At 68.7% G+C, this 24051-nt stretch carries 23 protein-coding genes; 11 read left to right on the forward strand and 12 right to left on the reverse strand.

All coding sequences use genetic code 11. The features are described from left to right. Positions 1–29: 29 nt before the first annotated feature. Complete coding sequence (gene apbC, locus IEW34_RS17090; protein ID WP_188610431.1) at positions 30–1172, reverse strand: iron-sulfur cluster carrier protein ApbC; 1143 nt, start codon at positions 1170–1172, stop codon at positions 30–32. Between the two features lie 140 nt (positions 1173–1312). On the opposite strand from apbC, the gene IEW34_RS17095 reads away from it, so the two are divergent. Then, complete coding sequence (locus IEW34_RS17095) at positions 1313–2179, forward strand: NAD(P)-dependent oxidoreductase (RefSeq protein WP_188610432.1); 867 nt, start codon at positions 1313–1315, stop codon at positions 2177–2179. Between the two features lie 142 nt (positions 2180–2321). Here IEW34_RS17095 and IEW34_RS17100 read toward each other — a convergent pair whose 3' ends face one another. From IEW34_RS17100 to IEW34_RS17120, 5 genes are all read right to left on the reverse strand, one after another. Continuing rightward, positions 2322–3065: an MBL fold metallo-hydrolase gene (locus tag IEW34_RS17100; RefSeq protein WP_188610433.1), complete on the reverse strand. Its 744-nt coding sequence runs from the start codon at positions 3063–3065 to the stop codon at positions 2322–2324. A gap of 310 nt (positions 3066–3375) precedes the next feature. Continuing rightward, a complete protein-coding gene (locus IEW34_RS17105) occupies positions 3376–3990 on the reverse strand; it encodes a glutathione S-transferase family protein (protein ID WP_188610434.1) in 615 nt (204 codons plus the stop codon). Between the two features lie 249 nt (positions 3991–4239). Then, the gene (locus IEW34_RS17110) at positions 4240–4815 is read right to left on the reverse strand and encodes a thermonuclease family protein (RefSeq protein WP_188610435.1); all 576 of its coding nucleotides are present in this window, start codon (positions 4813–4815) and stop codon (positions 4240–4242) included. Next, positions 4812–5855, reverse strand: a complete 1044-nt coding sequence (gene cobT, locus IEW34_RS17115) for a nicotinate-nucleotide--dimethylbenzimidazole phosphoribosyltransferase (protein ID WP_188610436.1) — start codon at positions 5853–5855, stop codon at positions 4812–4814. The genes IEW34_RS17110 and cobT overlap by 4 nt, the downstream gene beginning before the upstream one ends. A gap of 124 nt (positions 5856–5979) precedes the next feature. After that, positions 5980–6558: a carboxymuconolactone decarboxylase family protein gene (locus IEW34_RS17120; protein ID WP_210324522.1), complete on the reverse strand. Its 579-nt coding sequence runs from the start codon at positions 6556–6558 to the stop codon at positions 5980–5982. Positions 6559–6688: 130 nt separating this feature from the next. Between IEW34_RS17120 and IEW34_RS17125 the strand changes: the two genes are divergently transcribed. The 3 genes from IEW34_RS17125 (at position 6689) to IEW34_RS17135 (ending at position 8126) form a co-directional block, all read left to right on the forward strand. Continuing rightward, positions 6689–7099, forward strand: coding sequence for a transcriptional regulator (locus tag IEW34_RS17125; RefSeq protein WP_210324523.1), 411 nt, complete (start codon positions 6689–6691; stop codon positions 7097–7099). A 92-nt stretch (positions 7100–7191) separates the two neighbouring features. Beyond that, positions 7192–7392 carry a DUF1289 domain-containing protein gene (locus IEW34_RS17130; protein WP_188610437.1) on the forward strand — a complete coding sequence of 67 codons (201 nt, stop codon included), beginning with the start codon at positions 7192–7194 and terminating at the stop codon, positions 7390–7392. Continuing rightward, positions 7392–8126 (forward strand): retropepsin-like aspartic protease family protein, encoded by a 735-nt coding sequence (locus IEW34_RS17135; RefSeq protein WP_188610438.1) that lies wholly within the window; start codon positions 7392–7394, stop codon positions 8124–8126. The genes IEW34_RS17130 and IEW34_RS17135 overlap by 1 nt, the downstream gene beginning before the upstream one ends. 40 nt (positions 8127–8166) lie before the next feature. Here the strand turns inward: IEW34_RS17135 and IEW34_RS17140 are convergent, their stop codons facing one another. Beyond that, positions 8167–8658: a MaoC family dehydratase gene (locus IEW34_RS17140; RefSeq protein WP_188610439.1), complete on the reverse strand. Its 492-nt coding sequence runs from the start codon at positions 8656–8658 to the stop codon at positions 8167–8169. A gap of 40 nt (positions 8659–8698) precedes the next feature. Beyond that, positions 8699–9688 carry a tRNA dihydrouridine(20/20a) synthase DusA gene (gene dusA, locus IEW34_RS17145; RefSeq protein ID WP_188610440.1) on the reverse strand — a complete coding sequence of 330 codons (990 nt, stop codon included), beginning with the start codon at positions 9686–9688 and terminating at the stop codon, positions 8699–8701. 86 nt (positions 9689–9774) lie between these two features. On the opposite strand from dusA, the gene IEW34_RS17150 reads away from it, so the two are divergent. The 3 genes from IEW34_RS17150 to IEW34_RS17160 all read left to right on the forward strand — a co-directional run bounded on the left by IEW34_RS17150 (position 9775) and on the right by IEW34_RS17160 (position 13969). Further along, entirely contained in the window at positions 9775–11019 is a 1245-nt protein-coding gene (locus tag IEW34_RS17150) for a multidrug efflux MFS transporter (RefSeq protein ID WP_188610441.1), read from the forward strand. A 363-nt stretch (positions 11020–11382) separates the two neighbouring features. Next, entirely contained in the window at positions 11383–12204 is an 822-nt protein-coding gene (locus IEW34_RS17155) for a formate/nitrite transporter family protein (RefSeq protein WP_188610442.1), read from the forward strand. Positions 12205–12238: 34 nt separating this feature from the next. Further along, the gene (locus IEW34_RS17160; protein ID WP_188610443.1) at positions 12239–13969 is read left to right on the forward strand and encodes a bifunctional protein-serine/threonine kinase/phosphatase; all 1731 of its coding nucleotides are present in this window, start codon (positions 12239–12241) and stop codon (positions 13967–13969) included. Between the two features lie 114 nt (positions 13970–14083). On the opposite strand, the gene IEW34_RS17165 is transcribed toward IEW34_RS17160, so the two are convergent. Continuing rightward, positions 14084–14683: a methylated-DNA--[protein]-cysteine S-methyltransferase gene (locus IEW34_RS17165; RefSeq protein WP_188610444.1), complete on the reverse strand. Its 600-nt coding sequence runs from the start codon at positions 14681–14683 to the stop codon at positions 14084–14086. 157 nt (positions 14684–14840) lie between these two features. Between IEW34_RS17165 and IEW34_RS17170 the strand changes: the two genes are divergently transcribed. Then, positions 14841–16889, forward strand: coding sequence for an NAD(+) synthase (locus IEW34_RS17170; RefSeq protein WP_188610445.1), 2049 nt, complete (start codon positions 14841–14843; stop codon positions 16887–16889). 277 nt (positions 16890–17166) lie between these two features. After that, a complete protein-coding gene (locus tag IEW34_RS17175) occupies positions 17167–18279 on the forward strand; it encodes an S-(hydroxymethyl)glutathione dehydrogenase/class III alcohol dehydrogenase (RefSeq protein ID WP_188610446.1) in 1113 nt (370 codons plus the stop codon). Positions 18280–18487: 208 nt separating this feature from the next. Here IEW34_RS17175 and folB read toward each other — a convergent pair whose 3' ends face one another. Next, complete coding sequence (gene folB, locus IEW34_RS17180) at positions 18488–18856, reverse strand: dihydroneopterin aldolase (protein WP_188610447.1); 369 nt, start codon at positions 18854–18856, stop codon at positions 18488–18490. A gap of 419 nt (positions 18857–19275) precedes the next feature. Between folB and IEW34_RS17185 the strand changes: the two genes are divergently transcribed. Then, positions 19276–19647 carry a 4a-hydroxytetrahydrobiopterin dehydratase gene (locus IEW34_RS17185; protein WP_188610448.1) on the forward strand — a complete coding sequence of 124 codons (372 nt, stop codon included), beginning with the start codon at positions 19276–19278 and terminating at the stop codon, positions 19645–19647. A gap of 10 nt (positions 19648–19657) precedes the next feature. Here IEW34_RS17185 and IEW34_RS17190 read toward each other — a convergent pair whose 3' ends face one another. Further along, on the reverse strand, positions 19658–20713 hold the full coding sequence (locus IEW34_RS17190) for a histone deacetylase family protein (RefSeq protein WP_188610449.1): 1056 nt from the start codon (positions 20711–20713) through the stop codon (positions 19658–19660). Between the two features lie 247 nt (positions 20714–20960). On the opposite strand from IEW34_RS17190, the gene IEW34_RS17195 reads away from it, so the two are divergent. Further along, a complete protein-coding gene (locus IEW34_RS17195; RefSeq protein ID WP_188610450.1) occupies positions 20961–22046 on the forward strand; it encodes a glycosyltransferase in 1086 nt (361 codons plus the stop codon). Between the two features lie 101 nt (positions 22047–22147). On the opposite strand, the gene IEW34_RS17200 is transcribed toward IEW34_RS17195, so the two are convergent. Beyond that, positions 22148–23962: a hypothetical protein gene (locus IEW34_RS17200; RefSeq protein ID WP_188610451.1), complete on the reverse strand. Its 1815-nt coding sequence runs from the start codon at positions 23960–23962 to the stop codon at positions 22148–22150. Positions 23963–24051 lie beyond the last annotated feature (89 nt).

Consider the following 24051-nt stretch of genomic DNA (forward strand, 5'->3'; position numbering starts at 1 on the left):
AGCCCCGCGCGGCAACGTTCGCCGCTCGCCTACTCGATAACGATCCGTGGCGGCGCCCGGCGTCCGGCGGCCTCGCCAGCCAGCGCCGACGCGACCTGATGAGCGATGGCATCGTAGGCTCTGGCATGGGGGCCATCGGGGTCGGCGACGACCACCGGCTCGCCGCTGTCCGACAGTTCACGGATGCGGATGTGCAGCGGCACCTCTCCCAGGAACGGCACACCGATGCGCTCCGCCTCGTGGCGAGCGCCGCCATGGCCGAAGATATCGGACCTGGTGCCGCAGGCGGGGCAGATGAAAGTCGACATGTTTTCGACGATGCCGAGCACCGGCACGTCCACCTTGCGGAACATGGCAATGCCGCGTCGGGCATCGATCAGCGCGAGATCCTGGGGCGTCGAAACGATGACCGCACCGGCGAGCGGCACGTTCTGCGCCATGGTGAGCTGCGCGTCGCCCGTGCCCGGGGGCATGTCGACGACCAGCACGTCGAGCGCCCCCCAGGCCACTTCGCGCAGCAGCTGCTGGAGGGCGGACATCACCATCGGACCGCGCCAGATGATCGCCGCCTCGTCCTCCACCAGGAACCCGATCGACATGACCTTGAGGCCGAACCGCTCGGGCGGACGCAGCATGCGGTCATCGCCCAGCTCGGGCTTGCTGGAGATGCCGAAGAGCCGGGGCATGGACGGGCCATAGACATCCGCGTCCAGCACGCCGACGCTGAGGCCGGTGCGCGCCAACGCCAGCGCCAGGTTGCAGGCGGTGGTGGACTTTCCGACGCCACCCTTGCCGCTGGCGACCGCAATGATCTGCTTGACGCCCGGCACTTCCGTGCGGGCCCGCGCTGCCGTGGCGCGCGGGCCTGGCTGCGCCTGGGCGGGCCGCCCCGGCGCCGGAGCGGTTCGCGCAGCCCTGCCCCCGGCCGGCGCCTCGGCGGTCAGGGTGGCGACGACGGCGTCCACCCCCGCGAGGGCCTTGACCGCCCGTTCAGCGGCCGCGCGCATCGGCTCCAACTCGGCGGCGCGCGTCGGATCGATGCCAATCGAGAAATAGACCTTGCCGTTGGTCACCACGATGTCGGACAGCGTGCCGCTCCGCGGCAGCGGCGTCGTCCCGTCGGGACCGGCGACCTGGGCGAGAGCGGCGAGGACATGTTCGTTGGTGATCATTGCGGATGATATGAGCGGCCGGTCCGAGGGGGTCAATGGAGGATTCGCCTGCTCGCGCGGGCGTCTACGGACCGAAGGGGGTGTGCGCCGGGCCGAAACTCCTCTAGAGGGGCCGCAGTGCCAACGGACAGGAGCAGGACATGGCCAAGGTCGCTTTCCTCGGGCTGGGCGTGATGGGCTATCCCATGGCCGGACACCTCAAGGCGAAGGGGCACGAGGTCACGGTCTACAACCGCAGCGGCGACAAAGCTCGTCAATGGGTCGCCGAGCATGGCGGCCAGGCGCGGCCGACGCCCGCCGAGGCGGCGGCGGGCTGCGAGCTCATCTTCGCCTGCGTCGGCAACGACGACGACCTGAGGCAGGTGACCGTCGGGCCGGACGGCGCCTTTTCCGGCATGGCCAAGGGTAGCCTGTTCGTCGACCACACGACGGCCTCGGCCACCGTCGCCCGCGATCTCGACGTCGCGGCGCGGCAACGCGGCTGCGGTTTCATCGACGCGCCCGTTTCGGGCGGCCAGGCCGGTGCGCAGAACGGCGTGCTCACGGTGATGTGCGGCGGCGCCCGAGCCGACTACGAGCAGGCCGAGCCGGTGATCATGAGCTACGCCCGCGCCTGCCGGCTCATGGGTCCCGCCGGCTCCGGCCAGCTCACCAAGATGGTCAATCAGATCTGCATCGCCGGGCTGGTGCAGGCTCTGTCCGAGGGGATCCACTTCGCCAAGCGGGCGGGTCTCGACGTGGAGGCCGTCATCGCCACCATCTCCAAGGGTGCCGCTCAATCCTGGCAGATGGAGAACCGCTTCACGACCATGGCAGCGGGCGAGTTCGACTTCGGCTTTGCCGTCGACTGGATGCGCAAGGATCTGGCCATCTGCCTCGACGAGGCGCGCCGCAACGGCGCCTCGCTGCCGATCACCGCCATCGTCGATCAGCTCTACGGCGAGGTGCAGGCGATGGGCGGCCAGCGCTGGGATACCTCCAGCCTGATCGCGAGGCTGGAGAAGTAGCCTCACCGTCCGGCGCGCCGTGCCGCGATCGGCGGCCATGCTCTGGAGCGGGATGATTTTTCGTTGCGTACCGTCCCGCTCTAAGTCTTTGTATGAGCATGACTTTGTCTAAAATCCGGGGCCCACTTTTTGGGCTCATCCTTTAAAGAGCGATGACGAGCCCGTCGGCGGCGAGACGATAGCCCTTGGCCGCGGCCACATGCCGGTGGGCGAGCATGTCCTCGCCCATGTGGGTCAGCATGATCGTCCGCGCGCCGAGACGCGCGCGGTTGGCGTCGATCGTCTTGAACGCGAGGTGGTAGGGGGGACTGCCGTCGAACGTGTAGCACTCGCAGATGAACAAGTCGGCATCGCGCGCCACGTCCACCAGCGCCTCGGTCCAGGTGGTGTCGCCGGAATAGGCGAAGCGCTTGCTGCCGTCCCAAAGGCGCAGGGCCGTCGCCGGCGCGCCCGACGGATGGATGACCTCGATGCGCTCGATCGCGAGTGCTCCGAGCGAAAACGGCGCCCCGCAGGCCTGCTCCTCCACCGTCACGGGGTAGCGCCACGCGGTGGTTGAGGAACCCGGAAAAAACGCCTCCATGGTCAGCTTCAGCCGCTCGGACGTGCCGACCGGCCCGATGATGGTCAACGGCGTGCGCCGAGCGCACGCGAACTGGCTGTCGAGAAACAGGAACGGCAGACCGCCGAAGTGATCGCCGTGCAAGTGGCTCAGCACCACCGCGTCGATGCGGTTTGGGTCGATGCCCCGCTGCTTCAGCGCGACCATCGAGGAGGCGCCGAAATCGACGGCGATCATCCGCCCGCCCGTCTCCACGAGGAAGCAGGTGTTGAAGCGCCCGCCGGAGCCAAAGGCGTCGCCGCAGCCGAGAATGGTGACGCGCATATCACGGGCCCGTCTGAAAAATGCGGTGCGGCCACGTCGAGCGGCCGGTGGGAAAGCGAGCGCCGCCGTCGATCGAGGGCGCCATCAGGGCGGGGCGCGCTTCACGACCGGCAACGCAGCCAGGCCTCGCGATCCCGGCGTCCGCCGCCCGTCGCCGGAGCACTCCCTCGCACCTGTGCCGTCGCTCATGCGGATGCTCGTGCGGGCGTTTAGAGCTGCATAATTTTTCGGCGATCCGTCATCGCGCTCTCGGACTTCGTTTGAGCATGATCTCGTCCAAAAGCCGGGGCCCGCTTCTCTGGAGCATGCGCTAGGTCGCGCTGGCGCTGGGCCGCGCCGAGACCAAGGCGTGCCAACGCTTCAGGTGAGCGAGGTCCTCCGGCATCCTGACCTTGGCGACCTTGCCGAAGTCGATGACACACAGCGCGGTGATGTCGGCAACACTGAAGTCGTCACCGGCAATGAACTCCCGGTTCTTGAGCTCGCCGTCGAGGACCGCCATGAAGTCGGCCGCCTTGGTCTTGTTGGCTTCGCCCCAGTCGGAAAGTTGCGGCACTTCCATCTGCGCCATGCTCGGGTGGACGTGGCGGAAGGCGAAGAAGATCGGCTGGGCCAGGTAGAACTCGACGTGCCGATGCCACATCTCGACCAGCGCCCGCCCCTTGGCACCCTGGCCGAAGAGCGCCGGCTCTGGGTGCAGTTCCTCGATGTAGCGACAGATGGCCGTCGATTCCGCGATCACGGTTCCGTCGTCGAGCTGCAGCGCAGGCAGTCGTTGCACGGCGGTCAACGCACCGAACCGCGGCGACTTGTGCTCCATCTTGCCGATGTCGATGGGTACCCGCTCGATCTCCACGCGCTTCTCGGCCAGGAAAATGTGCACCCGGCGGGGATTGGGTGCGCGCGCCGCGTCAAAGAGCTTCATGCCATGTTCCTCCGCCCAAGAAGGACCATCGGCTCGACGTCAGGTCAACGCGGAAAAGGATCAGCTCGCGCTTGATTGAACACCTTTCTCGCGATCTGCGACAGCGCCTGCCTCAGAAAAAAGGCGCTGCCCGAAGGCAGCGCCAAGGATGAGGGGTCTGGGAGATCTAACGCTCATGAAGCTACCTGCTGTCAGTGCCGCGCGATGTGCGGCACCGCACACCGCAAGCGCGTAAAGCGTGTGCGTCGGTCACCGGGCTGCGGACGGCGGGGCGTCCACGTCCGCGCCTGACCGCGGATGCCGCCGGCGCCAGTCTTCGGGCTTTTCGAAGGTGCCGGCCCAGATGCCGCGCCTGGCGGTCCGGGCCGCCTGCTCTTCATGCTCGTAGCGGCCGTAGCTCACCGCGGCGCCGCCGCGCACCAGCGCGGCATTCACGTCCTCGCCCCCGATCTGGCAGACGGCAAGGACCCGCCCATACTTGTCGGAGCCCTCGCCGTGGCAGTTCGCCGGGCCACGGGCCAGCAGCGCTGCCAGCTCCGAGCGGGCCAGGCGGCCGCACTCATACCTCTCGCCGTAGCGATCGCAACTCTGGTGCAGCTCGGGGGCATCGATGCCGAGCAGCCGGATATCCCGCTGCCCCAGCCGCAGGGAATCGCCATCGATGGCGTAGGCCCGACCGCTCACCGGAGGATCGGGCGACCGGCGCGGCAGCACCGCCACCAGCGCCGCGCAGGCGGCGAACAGGGCGCCGGTCAGCAGAATATCCGCCGGGCTGAAGCGGCGCAGTCGGGGCGCCCGCCCACCGCGGGGGCGCAGGCGCCTCACGGGCCGCCGGTGCTGCGCTCACGCGAGGCGACGCCCGCGGTCTCGAACGTCGCCATGCCGTTGTGACAGGCTGCTGCGGCCCGCACGATTCCCGCAGCCAGAGCCGCACCCGTCCCCTCCCCGAGCCGCATTCCCAGATCGAGCACCGGCTTCTTGCCAAGCCGTTCCAGCACCTCCCGGTGCGCGCCCTCCACCGAGCAATGGCCGGCCAGGCAATGGCCGATGAGGTCGGCATCGAGCGCATGCAGCACGGCGGCGGCCGCGGTGATCACGTAGCCGTCCAGGATCACCGGGATGCGCTGCATGCGCGCGGCAAGAATGGCGCCGGCGGCGGCGGCGACTTCCCGGCCGCCGAGCCGGCGCAGCACCTCGAGGGGGTCCTTCAGGTGGTCGCGGTGGGTCACGAGCGCGGCCTCGACCGCAGCGACCTTGCGGGCAAGGCCGGCATCGTCGACCCCCGTCCCGCGCCCGACCCAGTGGACCGGGTCGCCGCCGTAGAGCGCGCCGTAGATCGCGGCGGCGACCGTGGTGTTGCCGATCCCCATCTCGCCGAGGCAGAGCAGGTCCGCCCCGCCGGCGATCGCCTCCATGCCGAAGGCCATGGTCGCGACGCAGGCCTTCTCGTCGAGCGCGGCGGTCTGCGTGATGTCCCCCGTCGGCAGATCCAGCGCCAGATCGAAGACCTTGAAGCCGAGATCGTAGGCAGCACAGATCTGGTTGATGGCGGCGCCGCCGGCCGCGAAATTCTCCAGCATCTGCTGCGTCACCGCCTGCGGATACGCCGACACGCCCTGTTCGACGACGCCGTGGTTCCCCGCGAAGACGCAGACGACCGGGCGGTTGACGGCGGGCTGCCCCCGCCCCTGCCAAGCCGCGAGCCACTCGACGATGCTCTCCAGGCGGCCCAGCGAACCGGGCGGCTTGGTCAACCGCCCGTCCCGTGCGCGCACCTCCTCGACCGCATGCAGGTCGGGCCCTGGCAGGTCCTCGATCAGACGACGGACGTCGTCGAAGGGCAGTCCGGTGAAGGTTGCGGGCATCGGGTCCCTGGGCGAACGGAGCTGGGCGCGGCGGACGCCGCCGCCGATCGAGTCGTCGCACAGCTATAGACCTGGCTGCCAAAGGGGTGAAGCGCCACGCCCTCGGGCGGCCCGCCCGCCCGGCTCAGGCCGGCGGAAACTCCGCAAACCGCCGGCCCCAGCTCTCGCACGGCAGGGCAAGGCCGTTCACCAGCAGCGACACCGTCCGGTAGAAGCCGCACAGCATCAGCAGCTCCAGCACCGCGAGTTCGCCGAAGCGCGTCTCGAGCCGCCTCCACAGGTCCGGCGAGACCGCCGCCGCGCGGCTGCTCTCGTCGCAGAGCTCGATCAGCAGGGCCTCATCCGCCGTCCAGCAGGGGCTCGCCGCGTCGCCGTGGATCGTGGCGGCAAGCTCCTGCGGGCCCAAGCCTGCTCGCTCGCCGAAGATCGCCGCGTGCACGCCCCACTCATACTCGGCCCGGTTCAAGGCGCAGATCCGGTGGATGACGATCTCGCGCTGGCGCAGGGTGAGGTGCCCCCGGTCGAGCAGGCCGGCGCCGAAGAAGCGTGCGAACAGGCGCTCGTCGCGCGCCAAGACCCGGAACAGAAGCAGCGGCTCGCGACCGGGCTGCGTCACCGGCGCCAAAGCCCGGCCGACCGCCTCGCTCCAGGGCGGCGTGGCCGGTGCGATGCGCGGAGCCATATGCGGTACGACAGCATCCATGAGCAGTTTCCTTGCAGGGTGGATCCATAGCAGCGGATTCGCTACAATTTTTGTAGCGCACTCATGCGGCAGGTCAATGCCGCACCGGTCTGCTATGACGAGGCGATCGCGACGGTGCGGAAGGAAGCGAATGACAACAGACAGCGCCGCCGAGCGCCGCAAGATCATGCCGGGCCGGCCGGTTCGCGGCTCGTCCAGCGGACGGCCGATCATGGCGGCGCTCGATCTGCTCGGCCGTCGCGGCGCGCTCCGGCTGCTCTGGGAGCTGCGGGACGGCTCCGCCACGAGCTTTCGGGCCCTGCGGCAGGCAACAGAATTGCCGCCGGCGACACTCAACGTACGTCTGCGCGAGATGCGCGGCGCCGCTCTCGTCGAGTTGAACGGCGGCTATCGTCTCACCGGCACGGGGGCGGCATTGGCAGGCGCGTTGGCACCGCTCAGCGCCTGGGCAACGGCGTGGGCGGAGACCGTCGCGGGCGACGGCCGCACCGACGGCGAGCCCGGCCCCGGGCCCACCGTTTCCCGGCCGGCGCCATCTTGATCGCGCCGCCGCGATGCCGACATTGATGGCCAAGCGCACGTTTGACGGCGCCGGTTCGACCGCCACGTCCCACTCCAGGCCGGACACCGCCGATGAACATATCCACCCCCTGCATCAAAGTCTGTGCGATCGAGCCGGACAGCCGGCTGTGCCGAGGCTGCGGCCGCACGCTCGACGAGATCGCCCGCTGGTCGACGATGGCCGAGGCCGAGCGCCGCGCCATCATAGCCGCGCTGCCGGAGCGGCTGACCGGCGTCGATCGGCCGCCGGCACGGCGCGCGAAGGCACGGTGATGCGCAGCTCGATCGGCCTCGGCCTCATCATCGCCGCCATCGCCGCGCTGGTGCTGTTCGGCGAGCAGGAGTCCATCGCCGGCTTCCGTCCCGACCAGTTCGCCTCGGTCGCGGCGCTCACCGCCATCGGCCTGGTCGTCATCGGCACCGTTGTCCCGCACTATCGCGGGCGCTGGCTCAAGGCAGTCGAAGCCCTGGCCTTCTGGGCCGCGATGCTGTTGATGCTGGTGGCGCTCTATTCCTATCGCGACACCGTCACCGGCATCGGCGCCCGCCTTTTCAGCGAACTGGCGCCGGGCACCACCGAAACGGCCGAAGGCGGCGAGGTCTCGGTGACGCGCCGGATGAACGGGGAGTTCATCGTCAAGGGCCAGGTCAACGGCACCGGCGCCCGCTTCATCTTCGACACGGGCGCGAGCGCCGTGGTGCTGACGCCGGAGACGGCCGCGGCCGCCGGCATCGACCCCGCCAAGCTCGTCTATTCGGAGGTCATCGTCACCGCCAATGGCCGTACCATGGCGGCCGGCGCGACCATCGACCGGCTGTCGATCGGCGGACTGGTCGAGCGCCGGGTGCGGGCGCTCGTGGCCAAGCCGGGAACACTGTTCGAGAACCTGCTCGGCATGAGCTTTCTCAACCGCCTCGCCTCCTACGAGGTGCGGCGCGATCGGTTGATCATGCGCGGTCTCGTGCCGGCGGCGCCCAAGTCGCCCAGGACCGAGGCGGCGCGATAGAGCACGTCGCCCAGCCGATGGTCCAGCGGATCGCTGCGCGTCAGAGGCGCATGAGGTAGGTGTGCATGCCGTCCAGCACGACCTCGCTGCGCTGGTTCTCCACCGTGGCGCGCATGCGCACAAGCCCGGTCGTGCGCTGCCGGACCAGCTCGACGATCTCCAGCAGCGGATAGAGCGTGTCGTCGGGAAAGACGCCCTTGAGAAATCTGGCCTGAACCTCGACGAAACCGATCAGCTTGGGGCCGATGACGTGCGGAAACAGGCCGGCGCCGGCCGCTGTGGCGCTCAGCACCTGCAGCCCATGCGCCAGCACGTCGGGATGGCCGGTCGCGCGACAATAGTCGCGGTCGTAGTGGATCGGATGATTGTCGCCGCTCAGCGCCTGGAACGCCGAGAAGTGAGCGAGCGTGACCGTCCGCGCCGGAGCCGGAAAGCGCTCCCCCACGACGAGTTCATCAAAGCCGCGCAGCGGCACCAGCGGCCGGCTCAACGGATCGAACGGTTTCCTATCGGATGCTGCGTCTGCCGGCATCGGGCGACCTCCCTCCTGTGTCGTATGGAAGCCCGATAGCTCAGGCGGCGGCCTGCGCCAACTGACCCTCGCGCGCGACCAGCGCGACGGCCTCCATCAGCACCTGCGGGCCGGCGTCCGGCGCGGTCGCCCGCGTCGCCAGATGCCGGCGGAAGGCGCGCGCGCCGGGCCGGCCGGGAAACAGACCGAGCAGGTGCCGGGTGATCTGATGCAGTCGCACCCCGCCGGCGCGCTGCGCCTCGATATAGGGCAGCAGCCGCTCGATGGCCTCGATCGGACCGGCGACGGGCGCGGGCTCGCCGCAAATCACGGGGTCGACCTGGAGCAGCAGCTCGGGGTTCTGATAGGCGGCGCGGCCGAGCATCACACCATCCGTGTGGGCGAGGTGCGTCTCGATCTGGGCGAACGTGGTGATGCCGCCGTTGACGAGAAGCGGCAACGTCGGCCAAGCCTGCCGCAGGCGATACACCCGGTCGTAGTCGAGCGGCGGAATCTCCCGGTTCTCCCGTGGGCTCAGCCCCTTCAGCCAGGCCTTGCGGGCATGGACGATCAGACCGTCCACGCCGGCCTCCACAACGCGGCGGGTGAGCTCGTCGAGTGCCGCCTCCGGGTCCTGATCGTCGACGCCGATGCGGCATTTCACCGTGACCGGCACTGCCACCGAAGCCTTCATCGCGGCGACGCAGCGGGCGACGACCTCGGGCTCGCGCATCAGGCAGGCGCCGAACGCCCCACCCTGGACGCGATCGGAGGGACAGCCGACGTTGAGGTTGACCTCGTCGTAGCCGAAATCGGCGCAGATGCGGGCCGCCTGCGCCAGCTGTGCGGGATCGTTGCCGCCGAGTTGGACGGCCACGGGGTGCTCCTCGGCGCTGAAGCCGAGCAGCCGCTGCCGATCGCCGTGGACGACGGCCGCGGCGGTGATCATTTCCGTGTAGAGCCGCGCTCGCCGGGACAACAACCGGTGAAAGTAGCGGCAATGGCGGTCGGTCCAGTCCATCAGGGGCGCGACCGCGAACGTCTTCAGCATGGCTCTCCTGCCCATCGATCCATTAGCGCGGCGGATCTGCGTCCAGGGTTATTGCCCCCTATAGCAGTGCACGCGTAGATCGATCCATGGCCGATGGCACGACGGATCTCGACGCAGGCGCCGCAGACGCGGCCCCCGATCACGCGGCGCACTGGCGCCGCAACCTCGCCGTATGCTTCTTCGGCTCGTTCACCACCATCGTCGCGATGACGCTGATGCTGCCCTTCCTGCCGCTCTACGTGGAGGAACTCGGCGTGAGCGGCCATAGCGCCATCGTGCAATGGTCGGGCATCGCCTTCAGCGCCACGTTCCTGTCCGCCGCGGTCGTGGCGCCGCTGTGGGGCCGTCTCGGCGATCGCTACGGGCGCAAGCCCATGCTCGTGCGGGCGAGCCTCGGCATGGCCATCACCATGTCGCTCATCGGCTTCTCCCGCAACATCTGGGAGCTCGTCGGCCTGCGGCTGATCGTCGGTCTGGCGGGCGGCTATTCGTCCGGCTCCATGATCCTGGTTGCGGAGCAGACGCCCCGGGAGCGCTCGGCCTGGGCCCTCGGCGTGCTCTCGTCGGGGATCATGGCCGGCAACCTGATCGGACCGCTGATCGGCGGCTCGCTGCCTCCCCTCATCGGCATCCGCGCCACCTTCATCCTCTCCGGCACCATGATCTTCGTCGCCTTCCTGGCGACCTGCATCCTGCTCAAGGAAGCCCCGCGGCAGGCTCAAGCGCGCACGGCCGGGCCCCGCGGCCGGTGGACGGATCTGCCGCGAAAGGATGTCGTCTTCGCCATGCTGGCGACGGGGCTGCTGCTCACCTTCGCCAACATGTCGATCGAGCCCATCATCACCGTCTACGTGGCGACGATCGTCGACAACCCGCAGAGCGTGACCTTCGTCGCCGGCCTCGTCATGTCCGCGGCCGCGCTCGGGAGCATCCTGTCGGCCTCGCCGCTCGGCCGGCTGGCCGACCGCATCGGCCATGCGGGCGTGATCATCCTGGCCATGGGCGTCGCGGCCCTGCTGCTCGTCCCGCAGGCGTTCGTCACGACCGGCTGGCAATTGATTGCGTTGCGCTTCTGCATGGGGCTGGCGCTCGGCGGCCTACTCCCCTGCGTTGCGGCCGTGATCCGCCACAACGTTCCGGACCGCATCGTCGGCACCGTCCTCGGCTTCTCGATCTCGGCGCAATTCGTCGGACAGGTCGCCGGCCCCCTGGTGGGCGGCTTCATCGGCGGCCACATCGGCATGCGCACGGTGTTCCTGGGCACGAGCGCGCTGCTGCTGCTCGGCGCCATCTACGTCTGGCGTGCGGTCGGCCTGTCGACCAGAACTTAGGCTCAATCGACAGGCTCTCTCTGCGGTTTGCGCAATAAATACCCATGATGGCCACTTTCTCGGCAGCAAAGCGCGCAAATGCAGGCAAGTCCCCGGATTGTCCGCGACGTACGATTTGCTAAGAGTTGAGCGACTGCACCGAGGCAGTTCTTCCTCCGAGGCCTGATCGCGCAACGAAGCGGCGACGGCTCGGGTCTCCATCATCCCATCCCACGCGTGAAGCGCGACCGTCTGCGGGCGGCGAGGCCGATCCGTGCGCTCCGACGGCGGCCCAAAAGCCCCGATGGAGGCGCGGCGGCGACGCCGGGGAGCCGCCGACGCCTCGATGCCCGACCGCACAGCCGTGCCAAAGAGGAAGCCGCCATGGCCTATCTCGCGCCTTCGGAATTCGTCACCAAGATGGTGGACGCGGGCGAATCCAAGATCTTCATGTCCACGCGCGACACCGTCATCCGCGCCTTTATGGCCGGCGCCATTCTCGCGCTCGCCGCCGCGTTTGCGGTCACGGTGAACGTGCAGACCGGCATCCCAATCGTCGGCGCCATCCTGTTCCCGGTCGGCTTCTGCATGCTGTACCTGCTGGGCTTCGATCTTCTGACCGGGGTCTTCGTGCTGACGCCGCTGGCGCTGATCGACAAGCGGCCCGGAGTCACCGTCGGCGGCGTGCTGCGCAATTGGGGCCTGGTCTTCATCGGCAACTTCCTCGGCGCATTCACCGTCGCCGTGATGATGGCCATCGTGGTCACCTTCGGCTTCTCGACCCCGCCCGACAAGGTCGGCGTGGTCATCGGCCATATCGGCGAGAGCCGCACGCTGGGCTATGCCGAGCACGGCGCCGCGGGCATGCTGACTCTGTTCATCCGTGGCATGCTGTGTAACTGGATGGTCTCGACCGGCGTGGTCGGCGCCATGATCTCGACGAGCGTCAGCGGCAAGGTCATCGCCATGTGGATGCCGATCATGTTGTTCTTCGCCATGACCTTCGAGCATTCAATCGTGAATATGTTTCTCTTTCCGTCAGGACTTATGTTGGGCGCGAAATTCTCGATCATGGACTATCTGATCTGGAACGAGATCCCGACAGTGCTCGGCAACCTGGTCGGCGGCCTCGCCTTCACCGGCCTGACACTTTACGCGACCCACGTTCGCACCGCGCCCAAGCGCGCGCTCGCCGACGTGCGTTGAGGCGCCGGGCCTCATCGCCATGAGGCCCCCGTCCATGCCGCCCTTGTCGCGCAAGCTGACGGTCACGATCGGCCAGTCTTCCGACAAGGGCCGCAAGGAGATCAACCAGGACTGCCACGGGGTCTTGGTCCCGGACGAGCCGCTGCTGAGCCTGAAGGGCATTGCCGTCGCCCTCGCCGACGGCATCAGCAGCAGCAGCGTCGGCCGGATCGCCAGCGAGGCGGCGGTCCGGAGCTTTCTGAGCGACTATTACTGCACCTCCGACTCGTGGGCAGTGAAGACGTCCGCGCAGCGCGTGATTGCAGCGACGAACTCCTGGCTCCATGCGCAGACGCGGCGCGGCCCCCACCCCTACGATAAGGACAAGGGCTACGTCTGCACCTTCAGCGTCATGGTGCTGAAGTCGGCCACGGCGCATCTCTTCCACGTCGGCGACGCCCGCATCTACCGGGTGAGTGACCAATCCCTCGAGCAACTCACCACCGACCACCGTGTTCGCATCTCGTCCGAGCAGACCTACCTGGCGCGCGCGCTGGGGATGAACCCGCAGATCGAGATCGACTACCAGGCGTTGCCACTCGGCCGGGGCGACATCTTCATCGCGGCGACCGATGGGGTCTACGAGCACGTCGGCGCCCGTCGCATAATCGAGGTCGTGGCGGCCGCGGCGGACGATCTGGACGGCGCGGCCCGGGACATCCTGGCGGAGGCCTACGACAGCGGCAGCCCCGACAATCTGACTGTTCAGATCATCCGGATCGACGATCTGCCGGACGACGATGCACAGGACATTCTGGGGCCGGCCGCGGGACTGCCGGCGCCGCCGCTGCTCGAGGCGCGACAGCTCATCGACGGCTACAGGATCGTGCGACCGCTGCACGCCAGCAGCCGTAGCCATATCTATCTGGCCGTCGATCCCGACGACGAGGCGCTCGTCGCCATCAAGATTCCATCGATCGACCTGCGCGACGATCCCGCCTACCTGAAGCGCTTCGCCATGGAGGAATGGGTGGCGCGGCGGATCGACAGCCCGCACGTGCTGAAGCCCCGTCCGCCGGCCCGCGAGCGCAGCGCCCTCTACGTCGTGACGGAATTCATCGACGGGCAGACCCTGGCGCAATGGATGATCGATCATCCCAGGCCCGACCTGGCGACGGTGCGCGCCATCGTCGAGCAGATCGCCGCGGGCCTGCGCGCCTTTCACCGCAAGGAAATGCTGCACCAGGACCTGCGGCCGGCCAACGTCATGATCGACAAGACCGGCACGGCCAAGATCATCGACTTCGGCTCCGTCCATGTGGCGGGGGTGGTGGAGACGGCCCCCTCGGTCGAGGCGACCGACATCCAGGGCACGCACCAATACGCCGCACCGGAGTATTTTATCGGCGAGGCGGGCTCCCCCCGCTCCGACATCTATTCGCTGGGCGTCATCACCTACCAGATGCTGACCGGCCGCCTGCCCTATGGGACGGCGATGGCAACCGCCAGGACGAGGTCCCAGCAACGGAGGCTGAGGTACGCAACCGCTTTCGACGAGGACCGGGAGACCCCGGCCTGGATCGACGAAACGCTCCGGCAGGCCGTGCATCCCGATCCGCACAAGCGCTACGCCCACTTGTCCGAATTCGTCTACGACCTGCGCCATCCCAGAGCGACGCCGCCGCGGCCCCTGGCGCAGCGCAATCCCCTGCTGTTCTGGAAGCTCCTATCGCTCGCGCTGACGCTCACCGTCGCGGCGCTGCTCTTCCTCCTCTCGCGGCGCTGAGGGTGCGCCGGGAGAGAGCATCTCCGCGTTTCTCCTAATCGCGGAAATGCTCTACTTATTTGTCTTATCGCATTTTCTTCACGCGAATCGGCGCCCACTTCGCTCGAAAATGCTCTAACCGCGCCGCTGCTCGCCATCGGGCTTCGGCTTGGCGGCGTAGGGCAAGTCCCCGAAGAGATTGGGGCCGCCGTCGATGGGCGCGCCTTCGATGGCCAGCATCCGCGCCTTGGTCGCGATGCCGCCATGCGCGGAGAAGCCATGAGCTTTGCCGCCCCGCGCCAGCACGCGATGGCAGGGCACCACGATCGGGAAAGGATTTGCGCCGAGCGCCCGGCCTACCGCCTGGGCCGCCGCGGGTTCGCCAATGCGGGCCGCGACCTCGCCGTAGGTCAGCGTCTCACCCGGTCGGATGGCGCGCGTCGTCGCGTAGACGCGGGCGTTGAAGTCGGGGACGCCGGCAAGGTCGAGCACGGCGTGCGCCAGATCCTTCGCCTCGCCGGCGAGCAGCGCGACGATATCGGCGACGACGGCGGCGACTGCGGGCGGCGGCTCCTGCTGCTCGATATCCGGGTGCTGGCGCAGGAGGCGCGCGCGGCTTGCAGCCTCGCTGTGCTCCGGCAGCGCGACACGCGTCAGGCCCGCCGCGCCCCAGGCGAGGCCGCACTGGCCGATCGCGGTATCGAACAGATGGTAACCCGCGGATGCCGTTGCCATATCTTCCCTTTCCGCGTCGCCGCTGGCGCTTGGCCCGCGCCCCTTACATAAGTAAGTGTTGATTGACGCGCATTTTTGAAGCGGTGGCGCGACAGGGCCGGCGGTCCCCGCGTGCATGGATAGCGCGCCCCGGCAGACGAGAAAGGCATGCTGGCCCATGGGCGGCTTTCATTCGCTCTATACCCACGGCTTCTTCCGTCTGGGGGCCTGCGTACCGAAGACCGGGATCGCCGATCCCGCCTTCAACCTGGCGCAGACGCTGGCGCTGGCGCGCCGCGGCGATGCCGCCTCGGTCGGCGCCCTGGTCTTTCCGGAACTCGGCATCTCCGGCTACGCCATCGACGACCTCCTGCTGCAAAAGCCGCTGCTCGACCGCGTCGAGCAGGCCCTCGATGAGCTCGTCGAGGCCTCCCGGACGCTCTTTCCGGTGCTGATCGTCGGCGCGCCGCTACGCTGGCGCGGCCGGCTCTACAACACCGCCGTCGTGGTGCATGCCGGCCGCATCGTGGGCGTCGTGCCCAAGTCCTACCTGCCCAATTATCGCGAATTCTACGAGGCGCGCTACTTCACGCCGGGCACCCAGGTGCTGGGCGAGACGATCACCGTCGCCGGCCGCGACGCGCCGTTCGGCGTCGACCTGCTGTTCCGCTCGGCCGGCACCCTGCCGGTGACCTTCCACGTGGAGATCTGCGAGGACGTGTGGACGCCGGTGCCGCCGTCCGGCTTCGCCGCGTTGGCGGGGGCGGAGGTGCTGATCAACCTCTCGGCCAGCAACATCACCATCGGCAAGGCCGAGACGCGGCGGCTGCTCTGCGCCAGCCAGTCGGCGCGGGCCGTGGCCGCCTATGTCTATTCCGCCGCCGGCCCCGGCGAATCGACCACCGACCTCGCCTGGGACGGTCACGCGGCGATCTTCGAGTACGGCGACCGTCTGGCGGAGAGCGAGCGTTTCCCGGACGAGCCCGTACTGATCACCGCGGATATCGACCTCGACCGCCTTCGCCAGGAGCGCCTGCGCCTGACCAGCTTCGGCGAGGCCATCCGGGCCGAGGCCGACCGCGTGGCGCGGTTTGAGACGGTCGCCTTCACGCTCGACCAGCCGGCGCACGACGTGCCGCTGGCGCGCGACATCGAGCGCTATCCTTACGTGCCGTCCGATCCGAGCCGGCTCAGCGAAGATTGTTACGAGGCCTACAACATCCAAGTGCAGGGCCTGGCGACACGCCTCAAGGCAAGCGGCACCGAGAAGGTGGTGATCGGCGTCTCGGGCGGCCTCGATTCCACCCACGCCCTGCTCGTCTGCGTGCGCGTCATGGACGGCCTCAAGCTGCCGCGCACCAACGTGCTGGCCTACACGCTGCCCGGCTTCGCCACGTCGCCCGGCACCAAGGCCAATGCGCTGGCACTGATGGCGTCGCTCGGCGTCACCGCCGGCGAGATCGATATCCGTCCGGCCGCGCGCCAGATGCTCGGGGATATGGACCATCCGTTCGGCCGCGGCGAGCCCGTCTACGACGTCACCTTCGAGAACGTGCAGGCGGGGCTGCGCACCGACTACCTGTTCCGCCTCGCCAACCACCACCACGGGATCGTCGTCGGCACGGGGGATCTGTCCGAGCTCGGGCTCGGCTGGTGCACCTACGGCGTGGGCGATCAGATGTCCCACTACAACGTCAACGCGTCGGTCTCCAAGACGCTGATCCAGCACCTGATCCGCTTCGTGGCCCGCTCCGGCGATGTCAGCGCCGAGACCGGCAAGATCCTGGAGGCCATCCTGGCGACGGAGATTTCGCCGGAGCTGGTGCCGGCCGACGCCACGGGTGCGATCCAATCGACCGAGGCGAAGATCGGGCCTTATGCACTCCAGGACTTCAATCTGTTCTATGTCACGCGCTACGGCTATGTGCCGTCGAAGATCGCCTTCATGGCGCTCAACGCCTGGGGCGACGCCGGCCGCGGCCGCTGGCCGGCGAACATCGCCGACAGGGACCGCAAGGCCTATGGGCTGGCGGAAATCCGGCGGTGGCTCGAGGTGTTCCTGTTCCGCTTCTTCACCATCAGCCAGTTCAAGCGCTCGGCGCTGCCGAACGGGCCTAAGATCTCCTCCGGCGGTTCGTTGTCGCCGCGCGGCGACTGGCGCGCCCCGTCGGACGGCAACGCCCATGTCTGGCTGGCCGAGCTGAAGGCCAACGTGCCGGAGACGTGACGGCCCGTGGCCTGCGGACTTGCAATCGGAGCTGGGGCGGGATGATTTGTCCGGGGCGCTGCCAACCTCCGCCAGGCTTTGTTTCGCGCATGATCCTGAGAAGGCCGATGGCCACGTTCGGGGATGCTACTCTAGAGCGTTTTCGAGCGAAGTGGACGCCGGTTCGCGTGAAGAAAACGCGTCAAATCAAACAGATAGAGCATTTCGCGGTTCGAAGAAACGCCGAATGCCCTAGCCTGCCGTTCCCATCCCGCTCCCAACCGCTGGAGACGTTCCCATGAAAACGCGCGCCGCCGTCGCGATCGCCGCCGGAAAGCCCTTGGAGGTCATGGATGTGGAGCTCAACGGCCCACGCGCTGGCGAGGTGCTGGTGGAGATCAAGGCGACGGGCATCTGCCACACCGACGCCTACACGCTCTCTGGCGCCGATCCGGAGGGCCTGTTTCCCGCCATCCTCGGCCACGAGGGTGCCGGCATCGTCGTCGACGTCGGGCCGGGCGTCACCGGCCTGACGCCCGGCGACCACGTCATCCCGCTCTACACGCCCGAATGCCGCCAGTGTAAGACCTGCCTGTCGCGGCGCTCCAACCTGTGCACGTCGATCCGCGCCACCCAGGGCAAGGGCGTGATGCCTGACGGCACCAGCCGCTTCTCCTGCGACGGCGACCCGGTGCTGCACTACATGGGCTGCTCCACCTTTTCCAACTACACGGTGCTGCCCGAGATCGCCCTCGCCAAGATCCGCAAGGACGCGCCGTTCGACAAGGTCTGCTACATCGGCTGTGGCGTGACCACCGGCATCGGCGCCGTGATCTACACCGCCAAGGTCTGGCCCGGCGCCAACATCGTGGTCTTCGGCCTGGGCGGTATCGGCCTCAACGTCGTGCAGGGCGCGCGCATGGTCGGCGCCGACAAGATCATCGGCGTCGATGTCAACCCGGCCAAGCGCGCCATGGCCGAGCGCTTCGGCATGACCGATTTCATCAACCCCAAGGAGATCGGCGGCGACAAGGTGGTCCAGGCGATCGTCGACCTGACCGGCGGGGGCGCCGACTTCTCCTTCGACGCCACCGGCAATGTCGAGGTCATGCGTCAGGCGCTGGAATGCTGCCATCGCGGCTGGGGCGAATCGATCATCATCGGCGTCGCCGAGGCCGGGCGCGAGATCGCCACCCGCCCCTTCCAGCTGGTCACCGGCCGTGTCTGGAAGGGCACCGCCTTCGGCGGCGCCAGAGGCCGCACCGACGTGCCCAAGATCGTCGACTGGTACATGGAGGGGAAGATCAACATCGACGATCTGATCACCCACAAGCTCAGCCTCGACCGGATCAACGAGGGCTTCGACCTGATGCACGACGGCAAGTCGATTCGCGCCGTCGTCGAGTACTGACACGCGCGGCGCCGGTCGTGGGCCGGCGCCGCGCCCATCTTGCAGGGATGACGCCGCCGGCTGGGCCCCGTGCTGACGGCGCGAACTCCCGCCCCCTTGCAGGAGACATGCGCTCTCGATTCAAGATCGTCGGCCAACCATCTGGCATAGCCGCCGAATTGCCGCGTGCCTGAGACTTTGATTCAAGCCGGCTCGAGCGCAAATCACGTCAGGGCTGACGCCGCCGGGTGATCTCGACCGTCACCCCCTCGAGGATCGCCGGCACCGGGGCACCGGGCTTTTCCACCTCGACGGTTACCTCGTCCACCCGCGGGAAGGCGCGGAGCACGTCGGCGGCGATCGCCTCGGCCAACCCTTCGATGGTGCGAAAACGGCGGCCGGTCACCACCTCGCTGGCGCGCTCGGTCAGCACGCCATAGTCGACCGTGCTCTTCCAATCGTCCTTGCGCCCCGCCTCCGTCAGGTCGAGGGTGCAGACGATGGTGATGTAAAAGCGTTGCCCGAGACGCTCCTCCTCCGGATGCAAGCCGTGGTGGGCGTAGAGGGCGAGGCGGCTCACCTTGATCTTGTCGCGCAATTCACGTGCTCCACGCCCATACCGTTCCCCACCGGATCAGCGGGCGAGCTCAGGCGGACGTGCCCGAGCAAGTCTCGATCGGGCGGCATCATCCGGTCGGGAGAGCGGGTGAGTTCACCCGCGGGGAGCGCTCTAGCCTATTTCGGCCGGCTTCCACAATGCACCGCAGCATGAACGGACCTGCTGTCCGACGGCCCGAGCGGGCGAAGCCGTGACGGTCACGCCCGCGGTCCTGCTGCAACGGGTCCGGGCGTCGAGGCCCGCCACGACCGGACGTGCCGTGCGACGGGAGCGCCGCGGACGAGGGGTATCGACCCTCGTCGGCGCGGCTGCACGAAATGGCGATTCACTCTATCCTGTCCCGTAGATCGCGGGCGGCGATCACATGGCCATCTGCCCGTGAGGTGAGGAGTAGTCCGATGGCACGACCTCAGGCGCTCGCCCCGACCGAGATCGAAGCCCGTCTGCGAGCGGAGCTGCCCCGCTGGAGCCTCGTCGACGGCACGTTGCGCCGCACCTTCAAGACCGCCGGCTGGAAGGCGACACTGATGGTGGTCAACACCGTCGGGCACTTGGCGGAGGCGGCCTGGCACCACCCCGATCTGGTGGTGAGCTACGCTACGGTCGAGGTGAGGCTCTCCACCCACTCGGCCAAGGGTATCACCGACTTCGATTTTGCTCTTGCGCGCAAGATCGACGAGGTTGTGCTGTGGCGGCCGGCACGGGAGGGCAGTCCCCTCGAAGGCACGCCGACCGATCCGCGCCACGCCTATATCGTCTACGACGACTGATGGCCACGGCCTACAGGCCGGCGCCCTCGCGAAAGGCGGCGGTAAAGGCCGGCGCCGCCTCGGCGATGGCCGACAGCGAATAGCCGCCCTCCTGCACGATCAGCGTCGGCAGGCCGAGCTTGCCCCACATTTCGCCGATGCGACGATAGGCGTCGGTGGTCACCTTGAGCTTGGACAGCGGATCGGCCTCGTGCGCATCCCAGCCGGCGCTGATGACCAGGGCGTCGGCGCCGAAACCCTGGACGGCGACGGCCAGGCGCGCGTTGGCGTCGACAAAGGCTTCGTCGCCGGAGCCCTGCGCCAGCGGCAGGTTCAGATTGGCGCCCTCGCCCGCGCCGATGCCGGTCTCGTCGGCGTAGCCGTAGAAGTGCGGATAATAGGCAGAGGGGTCGGTGTGGGTCGACCCGAAGAGCACGTCACCCCGGCTGTAGAAGATGGCTTGCGTGCCGTCGCCATGGTGCGTGTCGAAATCGACGATAGCGACCTTGGAATACAGGCTGCGCAAGGTCTCGGCGGCGATGGCCGCATTGTTCAGGAAGCAGAAGCCGCTGGCTCGATCCCGGTAGGCATGGTGGCCGGGCGGCCGGCACAGCGCAAAGGCGGCGGGATCGCCGGCGAGCAGCGTCTCCGCGCCGGTGATGGCCGCTTGGGCGGACGCCAGCGCCGCACTCCATGTGCCCGCCATAATCACGCTCGACAGATCGCCCAGATACCATCCCATCCGACCGATGATTCCCGTCGGCCGCGGCGGCCCGCGGCGGCTCAAGTCCCCGTCGGCGCTGTGGTAGGACCAGACATTGGTCAGCACCTCCGGGCCATGGTTCGGCAGTGTGATGAATTCGTCATAGGCGCTCAGGAGGAAGTTGACGTAGTGGTCGGGGTGGATCGACAGGATCCTGTCCAGCCCCTTGTCGACCGGCTCATGCAGCATCAGCCCGATCCCCGTCAGCGCCCGCACGAGCGCCTGCGGCCGCTCCGGCGTTTCGAACGGATCGACGATGCGGCCATGAACCATGTACTGCGTGGGACGGTGGGCGAACTGGGCGTCGGAAAAAAAGAGCTTCATGGGCCTGTTCACTCGAGGATCGCTTCGCGGCCGGGCAACGGCACGTCACGTTCCGGCAAAATCCGGCCGCGAACAAGCCCCGCCGACCGAGCGGCCCGACCCTCCGTCGGCGCCGCAATCGCCACCCGCGCACAAGCGCCTTTACGTTGGGGCACGCCGGGACGATGATCACGCGGCTGCCGCGCGGCCAGGCTCTCGCCCGGCGCGAGCCGCCGTGCCGGTGCGCAGACACGAGAGAGGATCTGCGTTGCGTATCGTTATGAGCGTCGACACCCTCGGTGGCGGCTGGACCCGCAGCCTGGATCTGGCGCGCGCGCTGGCGCCCCAAGGTGTCGAGACGACATTTGCCATTCTCGGCCCGCAACCGACGCCCGCGCAGGACGCCGCGATGCGCGCCGTGCCCGGCCTCAAGTCGATGGTGACCAACGCCCCGATCGACTGGCTGGCGGCCGACGAGAGCGACGTCGAAGCGGCGAGCCACGCTGTCGCCCGATTCGCCAACATTATCGATCCGGACATCGTGCACCTGGGCAGCCCGCTCATGGCCGGCTTCGGCCACTTCCACGCCCCAACGGTGGTGGCGTGCGATCCCTCCGCCGTCATCGCCTGGAAAGTCGACAACAGCCCGGAGCGACCGCTGGCGCCCTGGCGGCACGAGTTGACGGCGCGGGGCTACGATGCCGCGACGGCCCTGGTGGCGGCGACGGCGGCGCTGGCCGAACGCACGGCCGAAGCCTTCGATCTGCCGCGCCTCCCCGCCGTCGTCCCGAGCGGCCGCCGCCCGCCGCGGCCCGGCGGACCGGCCCACCCGGTTCGCGATTTCGCGCTGGTGGCCGCCCACGCCTGGGACGTCGGCGAGAACATCTGGGTGCTGAACCGGGCTGCCGGTCGCACCCAGGTGCCGCTGATGGTCGCCGGCCCACGCGAGCACATCGACGGATCGGCCGTCGACTTCGGCAATCTGTGGTCGCTCGGCCCGATGCCGGAAGGTGAGTTAGCCCGCTGGCTCGAGGCGGCGCCGGTGTTTGTCTCCTCGGCACTGTGCGAAAGCGAATGCACGCCGGTGCTGGAGGCAGCGCACATGGCCTGCGCGCTCGTGCTCTCGGACCGGCCGACTTTTCGGGAGACCTGGAACGATGCGGCCGTCTTCGTCGATCCCGGGGACGACGCGGGCTTCGCCCATGCCATCGACAGTCTGATCGGTGACCCCGATCGATGCCGGCAGATGGCCAAGCTGGCCCGCCAGCGCGCCCTCACCTACACGGCCGAAGCACGCGCGAGTGCATTGCTGGGCATCTATCAATCGGTCGGCCGGCGCAGGGAAGCGGCGTAGGACCAAGGGCAAGCTCCGCTCATCGGCGTCACAAGCCGCGCGGGCGCGGCTCCTGAGCAAACCGTCTCGGCATCGCCAGCGGCCGGCGCCGCTGACGTAAGTCAGGGGCGGGGCGCAGGCACCAGGCGCTCCAGCCGCCGCGCGTAGCGAAGCGACAGGGCCCGCATCCGCACGCTCTCGTCCTCCGACCCGGCGACCGCGGCGGCGCCCATCACTGCCTGGCCGAGCTGATAGGCCGCGTAGCAGGGCAGCAGGAACGCCGTCAGCGCCGCCGACACCTCGATCTGCGCGCTCTGCGTCAGCTCCGCCACCAGGAGCGCCTGCTCCGGCTCCGTCAGGTCGAATTCGCAGATCGCGCCCGCGACGTCCCAGGCAATATCCTGCCCGCTGACGAGTTCCGGGCCGGCATGGTGATCCACGGCGTCGGCCTTGAGCAGACCGCCGTCCGGCAGCACCAGCCACTCCCAGCGCTGCAAGCGACCATCGATGGCCGCCGGCCGGACCATCCGCTCGAGCCTGCCGACCTCGCGATGCAGCCCCTCCGCCAGCGCCTCGCCCGCTGCCTCGCCCAGCCCGCTGGCGGTATTGCGGCGCGCCATGACCAGCAGTTCGTCCAAAGGCGTGCAGACGAAACCCTCGGGCAGAGGCAGATGGCCGGCGCGGAAACCGAGGTAGCGGCCGAGGTGCGCGATGAAGGCCGGCCGGGCGCTTGGTGGCAGCTCGAGGGCGCCCGACTGGTCGATCCACCGCTCCACGATGAAACCATGGCGGAAGCCTGCGACCGCGGGCGTGAACCCCGCCTCCGCCAATGCCTCGGCCAAGGCGGCCTTGCGCAGCCCCTCGCCTCCGAGCCCGGCGAACTTGACCAGCCATGGTCCGGTTTCGCTCTCGGCGAGAAACTTGAGCTGCTCCTGGCGGGGGTTGGCCGGCGGCCAGTCCGCCGGAGCCCGGAACCGGCGCTCGCGCCAGCGGCCGTAGGACAGGTCCTCGAGTGGGGCGGTGAGCGGGCCCGTGAGGTCGGTGATCCACGCCGCCAGCCGGCAACGCGGGTTCGGCGCATGCAGGAGCAGATGCTCCGTCTCGACCGCGTGGCACGGCAGGGCTTCGCACGACGCCGCCCAGCTCGCGCCCTCGCCAGCAGCGTTTCGCTGCCCGGCTCCGCGGGCGGCGGGGAGTTCGGTTGGAAACAGATGGATGCGGTCGGCGCCGACGCCGGCCTCGACCAACGCTGCGGCGACGCTGCGCAGGGCCCCGTCGTCGAATGGCCGGCCGCCATCGACGATCGCGATCAGACGCGCAGGGTCGGCGGTCGCCGCGTGGAAGAGATCGGCGGGTAGCACCGGCTCCGAGCCCGGCGCGTCAGCGACGGGGCCCACAACGAAGGGCGGCGGCGCACCGAGCGCGGCAGCCACGATGGCGGCAAGCCCTGTGCCGACCCCGCCGATACCGACGACGATGACGCATTGCGGCTCGCGATGGCCTCGCAGCGAGGCGGCAAAATCGCTGGCCGCCTGGCCATGCGCCTCGGGGTAGACGCGATGGTGTGAAAATCCGTCCGCGTCCCAGCTCACCAGGGCGCGGGGCAAGTCGAGCGCGCGCAAGCGGCCAAGCTCGGCCGCCACGTCCAGATCGGCATCGCCAAAGCAACTCTCCCACGAACGACAGACGGCCTCTGCGAGTCGCATGAGCAGCGCCATCGCCGCTTCCTGTTGCGCCGACCGTTGGGCTGCCGGCTGACGCCACGGATTTGCATCCGCCAGACCCCGCACCAGGGCCGTCGCCTGGATGAAGGCCGCCACCAGACGGCCGTGACGGCCGATACCGGACGCGGATGCCGCCGCGGCGAGATCGCGGGAGATGCCATCCAGCTTGGCGTCGCCGCCTTCAATCCACGCCCGGTCGCCGTGCACAATCATGGGCGGAACTCACCGGTGCAGCGCAGTGAGGGGGCATTCGTCGAGGCGAATCGGTTGGAAGCGCATACGGTCATCCCTCCGCTCACATA

This window comes from Chelatococcus reniformis (assembly GCF_014640075.1).
Taxonomy (GTDB): Bacteria; Pseudomonadota; Alphaproteobacteria; order Rhizobiales; family Beijerinckiaceae; genus Camelimonas; species Camelimonas reniformis.